Origin of the sequence: Trichocoleus sp. FACHB-46 (genome assembly GCF_014695385.1) — a bacterium.
GTDB lineage: Bacteria > Cyanobacteriota > Cyanobacteriia > FACHB-46 > FACHB-46 > Trichocoleus.
Window position 1 is genome coordinate 37520 of record NZ_JACJOD010000021.1, and the last position, 8997, is coordinate 46516.

At 51.8% G+C, this 8997-nt stretch carries 5 protein-coding genes; 4 read left to right on the forward strand and 1 reads right to left on the reverse strand.

What is annotated here, in order from left to right:
- The first annotated feature begins 6 nt into the window (after positions 1 to 6).
- The 3 genes from H6F72_RS12145 (at position 7) to H6F72_RS12155 (ending at position 7716) form a co-directional block, all read left to right on the forward strand.
- Positions 7 to 1668, forward strand: a complete 1662-nt coding sequence (locus H6F72_RS12145; RefSeq protein WP_190435402.1) for a helix-turn-helix transcriptional regulator — start codon at positions 7 to 9, stop codon at positions 1666 to 1668.
- 899 nt (positions 1669 to 2567) lie between these two features.
- Positions 2568 to 5252: a DnaB-like helicase C-terminal domain-containing protein gene (locus tag H6F72_RS12150; RefSeq protein WP_190435406.1), complete on the forward strand. Its 2685-nt coding sequence runs from the start codon at positions 2568 to 2570 to the stop codon at positions 5250 to 5252.
- Complete coding sequence (locus H6F72_RS12155; RefSeq protein ID WP_190435408.1) at positions 5233 to 7716, forward strand: bifunctional 3'-5' exonuclease/DNA polymerase; 2484 nt, start codon at positions 5233 to 5235, stop codon at positions 7714 to 7716. Before H6F72_RS12150 ends, H6F72_RS12155 begins: the two co-directional genes overlap by 20 nt.
- 17 nt (positions 7717 to 7733) lie before the next feature.
- On the opposite strand, the gene H6F72_RS12160 is transcribed toward H6F72_RS12155, so the two are convergent.
- Positions 7734 to 8060 (reverse strand): hypothetical protein, encoded by a 327-nt coding sequence (locus H6F72_RS12160; protein WP_190435411.1) that lies wholly within the window; start codon positions 8058 to 8060, stop codon positions 7734 to 7736.
- Positions 8061 to 8195: 135 nt separating this feature from the next.
- Here H6F72_RS12160 and H6F72_RS12165 point away from each other — a divergent pair, with 135 nt between their 5' ends.
- Positions 8196 to 8900 (forward strand): hypothetical protein, encoded by a 705-nt coding sequence (locus H6F72_RS12165; RefSeq protein WP_199299060.1) that lies wholly within the window; start codon positions 8196 to 8198, stop codon positions 8898 to 8900.
- The last annotated feature ends 97 nt before the right edge of the window (positions 8901 to 8997 follow it).

Sequence of the window (8997 nt, forward strand, 5' to 3'; positions counted from 1 at the left end):
GCCATCATGAAACATATTGGAACAAATGGCATCAATCCACCGCCCGTAACTGCCATGATTGCAGCAGATGGATTAGAGTCAACCCCCCAAAAATCTTCAGTTAAGAAAACAACTCGCAAGGGGCGTTATCCTACCTTTGAACGCCCCCCCACCCATGCCGATCTTTTCCCAGACGGCAAAACCGATCGCATGGCCTCCAACAAAGTGATCTGGGAAGGCTGTAACATCCTCTCGCAAGGGCGAGATGTCGGTTGGGTCGAAGAAGGCTCTGGGTCTCCTTACTACGAAAGCAGTGTTGCCAAGGGAAAGGGCTATCTCTCCTTCTGGATTACGAATGAACTGCATGTCAAACACCCCACTGTCCTGGAAGAGGAAGCCGCCCTCGCCTTGATCGATCAGTTCGACATTCGCGCGGCCTGTCTTCATCTGATCTACGCTGCCTATGCCACGCAACTAGAGCGTCCCTGGGAGCAACAGTTCGTCCTCAACGATCGCCAATTAGAGCGCTATCTCGGTCTCGATAAAAATAAGAAGCTCAATAAACAGCAGAAGCTAGAACTCTTGCTGGAGCTGGCGAAACAACCTTGTCATCTATTGGTCTACGTTTCTTGGCCCGAGAAGGGCAAGGTCAAGTCCTTTAGTGTCAGTCGCACCTGGCTCTGGGAAATCTCTGAACCCATTCTGCACTTTCAAGAAGACTTGCTAGGCAACTCGGAGATGGTGGGGTTCACTTTACGAGTCAAAGCGGGGAACTGGGCGCAGTACTTCTTGAACCCCAGTCGTTGTAAGGATGGCAATGGCTACTATGAGTACGGGATTCTCTCTCAGTCCATCCTGCAAGACTTAATGAAAATCTGGTACAACCATGAAGCTGCTGCCCGACTGATTCTCTGGCTATTGTTCAAAACTAAAGTCGGCAATGGACCCGTGAGAGTAGGCACGCTCTTTAAAGTGGCCTTTGGGATGGAAAAGGTAGAGCAAGCCCGACAAGCAGCTGCAGTGCGCAAGCGCTTGGTCGCCCAATGGAAAACGACCTTGAAAGTGTTGGATGAACAAGGTTGGCACCTGACCTTCGACTCCGCCACCTATCCACCACAATATTTGCCTGACTTGCCGGACTTGATGCCCCTAACGGACATTCCCAATGATCCAGATCAGGCTGCCGAGTTTTGGCTCGAAGATGGTGCGAAGGAAGAAGGCGATCGCCTGACAGATTTAGTCAAACGTCCCTACGGCGGCTTTGAGCAGCTCCTAACCGCACGCATACTCGTCCAACCTCCCGAAGAGATCTCTCAGAAACTGGCAGAACTCAAGGCAATGCGTCCACCTAGTCTCTCGGCTGCCGAACCACTTCCCAAACCCATAGCAATACCATCTGAAACGCAGCTTGAACCTGTTCCAAGCAAATCTCGCAAATCTGAACGCCGACCGTTGTCTTCTGAGACCTCTCAGATGTCGTTGGACGGCTCCAAAGCGGCAGAGCAGATCGACTCTGGAGAAAAGCTGAAAGCCCTGCGGCTAACTCGGGGAATGACTCAAAAAAACCTAGCAGCCAAAATTGGTAAAAGTACCAGCTGGGTCAAGCTTGTAGAAACGGGCAGACGCAATATCACTCTCGACGATCAAGCGCTTTTACAGAGCATTCTCAAAACCCCAAAGTCACCTTGAAAGCCGCTCTGTAACCTTTGAAATCAGACCGGATAGCTTCCTGTCTGATTTGTCATGACTTCACACTCCATATTTAGCGGCTAGCTTCGCAAAATACTCAACTGCTTGAGTGAGTTTTGGAATGGGTTGCCGATCCCCCTGGCACAGACCAAAAGTTACAACCTATAACTGATTAAAAATACCCTAGGTTCTATCTAAAAGTTACAGTTGCGGCAAAACTCAGAAATACCCAGTGGCAACCTCATAGTTACGCTGCGAACGCTACTACCTGATAGTCTGAAGCGCTCAGAAATACCCTTAGTCCAGCCCAATAGTTACAGAGTCCTGAGTGAAGCAGCAAAATACCCCAAGTTGTGCCTGAAGGTTACATCCGCTCAGATTGAAAATGCCTGCGAGTCAACCTCAAAGCTAAAGTAGCAAGGTTACAAAAATACCCTAGGTTACAACCAAAGGTTACAAAGGGATAGGTTTTGTGGGGAATGCCTCCCCTGAGAGCCAAGTGTTACAAATAGCCAGTTGGAGATCGTTTTGTAACCATCCAGCTAATCCCTCAAACTCCCAGCTTTCAAGGATGTAGCTATTGACTAACCAGTTCTGAAGCGCTCTTTTGTGAAGGTTACAAAGAAATACCTTAGGTGCGTCCCAAAAATACCCCAGGTGCGTCCCAAAAATACCCCAGGTTGAGCTCGAAAGTTACAAAAAAATCTTTGAATTCCCCTCGCAGTAAGAGTTTCAGATTTTGGTTACATGTCTAATAATTCTAATGATCTTGATCCAGCAAGGGCTCCGGCTACGTTCCGGAGCCCTTGCTATTCTTTAAGGCAATAAAAACGCCGCGCCATCGAGGTGCTTTTCCAGTGCAGGGTCTTTCCCCTGAGGCGCGACTAAGGTTAAAACTCATGCTGCCCGATTCCGCAACTGCGCTGATCCAACAGCTTTATCGTCTGATTCTCCATGAGCACCAACAACTTTACGCGGTGTGGCAAGCCGCTGATGTGTTGCAATCGCAGTACGAGCGATCGCTGACTCCCGAGACTGTGTTTGCCCATTGTCAAGGCAGACAAACCATCTCAATCCGGTTACTGCAACCTGGCACGAATGTCGCCAAAGCGGGTTGTATTGACTTTGATGCCCCTAAAGATGGCTCCGATGCTCAGGCGCTTCAGGCAGTTTTGCATCTGGCTCAACGGGTGCAGCAGGCGGCTCATGAGCGCAATTTATCGACCTACTTAGAATTTAGTGGTCGCCGAGGTTTTCATCTCTGGCTCTTCGCCCAAGCGCCTCTACCTGGGGCCACTTGGATGCGATCGCTGCAAAATCTCTGTTACCTGGCAGGTTACAAGCCCAAGGAAATCTACCCAGCCACCGCCACGATTGCCCCAGATGGCAAAGCCTCTGGCCGACCCATTCGCCTACCCTGTGGCGTTCATCAAATCAGTGGCAAGCGCAACGGATTTCTACCCCTCCAAGCCGAGTGGGACGCAGGCTTTCCGGTGGTCCCTGAAGACCAATCTTCTTTGATGGCACAATTTGAGCCGATGAGTCCGGCTGCGATCGCACGAATAGCAGAAGCGAAGTTGCCAGAAATTCAGACTTCTACAGACGTTGCAGATTTTCAAACCACTCCAAAAACTCAACCGCCCAACGCTGCTAACTTTTCAATGCTTGAATCAGACGATCATCCCGCCTGCATTCAGTACCTCCTCCATCAAGGGGCACCAACAGACCAGGATTACAACGCTGTCAACCTCACTTTGTCTCGTTACGCCATCACCCGAGGGTTGGAGCGCGCTCAAGTGGTTTCCCTCGCCAAGCGGTTGGCCGAAGCGTCTCCGCATCACCCTACCAGTAAGCTCACCCTCGAAGCGAAGCTACGCAACTTTCATGGCACTTATGCCTCTGCGAGCCGCAATCCCCAGGAGTACCAGTGGAGTTGTAGCTACATTCGAGCCAGTCAAGAATTGGTGCGCGGAGGTGGCTGTACGGGCTATGCTTGCCCCTTCTGGCCCTGGGAGCGGCCCGATGGCAATAATGAGGCCGCTAGACGCGCCGAGCAAGAATTGTTGGGGTACATTCTGTATCATCCAGAAGCGGGGATGCAGGAAGCGCTCGGAACTGACCTGCCCGCTGAAGGGTTTATTGCCACTGAATCCTCGTTAGACCCAAAAAAACCTCCACTTTACTTGCATCGCTTCCTTTGGGAAGCCCTGGTAGCGCTCGAAACTGGGGGGAAAGAACTGGTTCCGAGCCTAATTTTGGCTCAGTTGGAGCGAGTTGGGGGTCAAACCTCGGCGTTGTCTACCGAGGCGATCAATCAAGCCGCTGCTTATCTCGATGCCTTGCAGGCGCAACCCCCCTGTAGTTGGGAAACGTTTGTCGAGCATTTAAGCAATGTGCGCGAGACAGGGCTGCGGTTACTGGCCCAGGAACAGGCGGCGACAGCGACGGAGTGGTTGAGCGATCGCGGCCAACCTGTGATGGAAACCTTAGAAACCTTGATCCAGGGATCGCAAAATCTCCAGCGTCGCAGTGCCGCTCAAACGCTGCCTATGGTCGCCTACAGCCAGGATTTGATTCGCGATCTCTTTGGCAAACCACAGACAGCGATTCCTACGCCCGCTCACTGGCTCAATCATGCCCTCAATGGTGGATTGCATCCGGGGCGCTTGTATGTGATTGGAGCTCCTCCAGGGTCGGGTAAAACAACTTGGTGTGCTTGGTGTGCGGATGAAGCCGCCAAAGCGCGCACCCCGGTCCTGTACGTTTCCTTTGAAATGGGGAGGCAGCAACTTTGGGTCAGTGCTTTAGCCAGAATTGCTGGGCTCAATTCCGGATTGATTGAGTCGAAGCACTGGGATGAGCCAGATTACCCCCATGCCTCCTGGTTAAAACAGCAAGTCGCTCACGCCATTCGCACCTATGATCAGCAGATTGCCGAGCACCTCACCCTGCTGGAGGCGGGTCCAGAAGTCACGGTGGCGCATCTACGAGGCGTGATTGCCCAGGTCAGACGCAGCGCCAATTTAGACAAACAAGCTCCCGTGCTGGTGGTCGTGGATTACCTGCAACTGATGTGCTGTGGCGATGAAAGTCTTGATTCTGGGGCTAATGAAGTCCTGCGGGTGTCCAGAGTCGCCACAGGACTGAAGCAATTAGCACGGGACACCCACACCGCTGTGATTGCCATTAGTGACATTAACAAAGCGGCTTATCAGGAGGCGCTACGCACTGGGACATTAGATATGGGAGCGCTCAGGGACTCATTCAAGATTGCTCATGCGGCAGACTGCATTATGTTGTTACAGACCGGGAAAGCCCAGCGCGGCAACGACCAACCCAGAGATCAAGTGGACTTGCTCGAAGAACGCTACGCCGGAAACTACGCCAAACTGCGACAACTTCAAGAGGTGCGAGATCGCTTTCCCCTGAATGAAAAAGCGAAAGCCACCTATGCCCGCCTCAGTTTGCTCAAGAACCGAGGGGGGATGACGGCAGAGCCGTTATTCGTTTACGAGCGAGCTTATCACCGCTTTATTTCTGTAGATCTTGACTTGGGAGGTGACAATGAATTCGAAGATCTCTAGTCCAACCACGGCTGCACCTGAGGCGGAATCCAACACTGCCACTGATCCGTTCTATGCGGAGCTGATGGATTGGGCCAAGGCCCGCAAGCAGCAGTTTTTGAGGAATCGGGTCAAGGCCAAGGTGCCGGCTCCCAGCCCAGCCCCTGTGCCTGCCAAGAGCGAGATGGAAGCCTGGATTGAGAGTTGGTATACCCCACCGTCGCTGTCACCCCAAATGGCTCGACGGCTGGCCGCAGCGTCTCGGTCTACCCGTAGCAATTCAGAAGAGTTACCCAGCGAGGATCACGTCACCCTGCCGCAAGTTCTAGAAAGCAAACCGACTGCGCTCCCCCTTCCTCCCCAGTCTGCTCCTCAGCCTAAGCCAAAGCTGGTCCGTTCAGCCGAGGTTGGAGACCTCAACACCTCCTGCCCTCGACATCCTTCTGGGTTTGTCGTAGGGCAACGATTGCAGTTACGACCTGAGGCTCAGCGCATCCCCGAAGGAGTGCCCCTCGACGCCGTGCTGGTGATTGAAGAGATGTATCTCAATCCTTACCGTCAAGCGCAGGGGATCTGGTGTATTTGGTGTCGTAGTGATTCCTTTTCCGGGTTGAAATCGATTGATTCCGATTGTCTGCTCCCGTGCTCAGAACCAGCGGAGGTCTCGCACCCTGAAATTGCAGGAGATCTCGCAATCGGAAGCGATCGCGCGGATGCGGTAGTTCTGCGACCAGACGGAGTGGCTTACCGACTGGTGGAAGAGACTCAGGCCCTGGCCGAAGCTCTCCAGCCCTTGCAGGCTTGTGAGGCCTTGGCGATCGATACGGAGACGACGGGGCTTGATCCGCTCAAAGATCGCATTCGTTTAGTCCAAATTGCTGGGGCAGATCAACCCGTGGTGATCGTGGACCTCTTCAAAGTACCTCCCGAGGCTCTAGCTCCCTTGCGATCGCTGCTCCAAGGCAAATCCATCAAAGTGTTGCAGAATGCCAAGTTTGATCTGAAATTTCTGCAACAGGCAGGACTACCCCTGGGTGGCAAGTTGTTTGACACGATGGTGGCTGCCCAGTTGCTAGAGGCAGGTGTGCGATCTCATGGGTATAACTTAGCGGAATTGGTCAAGGTTTATTTGGGAGAGGACCTGTCTAAAGAACAACAGCGAAGTGATTGGAGTCATCCCAGCCTCTCTTCAGAACAATTGGAGTATGCGGCGCGTGATGCCGCAATCCTGCTTCGGTTGCGTGAGGTAATGAAACCTAAGCTGAAAAATGCCCGCTTGGTCGAGACTGCCAAGCTGGAATTTGAGTGCCTGGAGGCGATCGTCCACATGGAACTCAACGGGATGCTGCTCGATCTCTCACGGTGGGATTCCCTACGACAAAAACTGGAGCAGCGAAGAGACCAAGTGGCGGATGAATTGCGACAACAGTTTCAACCGGTTCTGCTAAGTGCCCAACTCGATCTCTTGGGAAATGAAGTTTCTCTCAATTTGGACAGTCAGCAGCAGGTATTAGAGGCACTCCAGCAGATGGGTGTGCCAGTGCAGAACACTAGTAAGCTTTCTCTGATTCCCCTAGCAGAACAGTATCCACCCGTCAGAGCCTTGCTGGACTACCGTAAAGCCGCCAAAGCCGTTCAAGCGTTTGGTAGTAGTTTGCCTAAGCACGTGCACCCTATTACGGGTCGGATTCATCCCGACTATCAGCAGATGGGCGCAGCCACTGGGCGTATGTCTTGTCGTAACCCCAACCTGCAACAGATTCCAAGAGATAAAGTCTTTCGCAGTTGCTTTATTGCGGCTCCCGGCTATCGCTTAGTGGTGGCAGATTACTCTCAGATTGAACTGCGAGTTGCGGCTGAGCTGAGTGGCGATCGCCGCATGATTGAGGCTTACCAGAACGATGAAGATCTGCATCGGCTGACGGCAGCGTTGATTGCGGGTAAATCCCTCGATCAAGTGGAGAAATCGGAGCGGCAGGCCGCCAAAGCCGTCAACTTCGGGCTGATTTATGCAATGGGATCAAAGGGTCTGGCAGAGTACGCCTACAACAACTATGGAGTACAGATGAGCCTGAAGCAGGCAGAGACGTTTCGGAGGCGATATTTTGAAGCGTACCAAGGAATTGCTCGCTGGCATGGTGCCATTAAGCGTCGGTTGCCCAGGGAGATGCGAACCATTGGCGATCGCCTCCGGCGCTGGCAAGATGAACCAAAGCTGACGGAGTTATTGAATACTCCAGTTCAGGGCACTGCCGCAGATATTACCAAAGCCGCATTGTCAAAACTCCCTACAGCCTTGAAGGAAACGGGAGCCAGATTAATTGGTACGGTGCATGATGAAATTTTGCTGGAAGCCCCAGAAAATATGGCAAACCAGGCTGCACAGATTCTCCAGCAGGTAATGGAACAGGCTGGACAGCAGTACTTGAGGAGGGTGCCGGTAAAGGCAGAAGTCGCGATCACTCTTAATTGGGCGGAGAAATAATATTTTGGGAGTAGTTGCTACAAAGATTCGTCGGGTTCATAAGAGCGCCAGTCAAAGCGACGAGACTGACTGCTGCTGTCTAACTTATCGATCGCCCCTGGATCACTGTTCAAAAACTCGTCCAAATCTTCGTACTGACTAGGATACCGGGAAGCAGAAGTAGTGGTTTTGGATTCATCTGGTAGCACCAGGCTTTCCCCAGGCTTCAGGTGAACAAAGCGAGGGTAGCATTCATCTTGCGTCTTGTCGTCCGGTGTCAGGAGTTCTTCGCTTTCATCATCGGGTTCCCGATCGTATGCCTGAACCAGCAAACCGTTTTCTAGACGCTTAATGTGCCTCGGCATAATTAGCCTCCTTGCCTACTCAATCAAAAATAGCCATATGGCTGATTTTGTCAATTTTGTTGTGCGTGAAAGTTAGAAAACAGTCTAACGCTTTTAGGTAAGAGAACAGTACGTATACACCACATACTGTAGGTAATGGATCTGACCACACGGGTCATTGCAGGTTCCGGTCTCAGCATTCCGATCTTTGATGGGGCGCACAATAACGGAAAAGGACGGTATTTGTCAGAACCGGAGATTATTAAAAACTCCTCGCTGGAGCAGATGTTTGAACCAGAGGAGTTGCAATCTTTGCTGCTGGTGAAAATTGATCATCGCAATCCATCTGCAAATCATCTGCAAGAGAGACGATTTGCAGATGGTATTCAGCGGCGGTTGGCGTTTAGTTCTGGCAACAGTTACTACTTTGCAGATGACGACTTGCGTAAGAAGATCCGGCGATTGTTCGCAACAGAGCCGGATGCCGCTTGTCGGTATGGTTCTTTGCTGGTGAGTAACTGCTACAAGGGGTCTGATACATTAGAGAACCTGCGGGTCAAAATAGTGGATTTCAATGACCCAGAGTATGCTCGCTATAAAACTGGAGATTGCCACGGTAAGATTTCGTCCCAGCTTGCTCGTCACTTAGGGGGTGAACAGAACTGCCCGTTTCAGTTCCGGTTTGCCTGGAGGAGGCAATGGGCAGAAGGAAGTGAAGAAATCGGTTCCCGTGCTAGCTTCTTATCTTATCCAAGGGAACACTGCTGCCCGATGCTCAACTCACTGATGCAGAGGGTTATGACATCATCATGGATTGCTCATCAATTAAGGGCATTAAAAAGGCACGATTGGATGAGTTGATTCCTTGTGGGGATTATCAGTTTCCACAAGCAGCGATGGGCAATCGAGGAAATGCCAAAGCCACCAATTACGACAATAGCTGGCAGTTTACCATCTG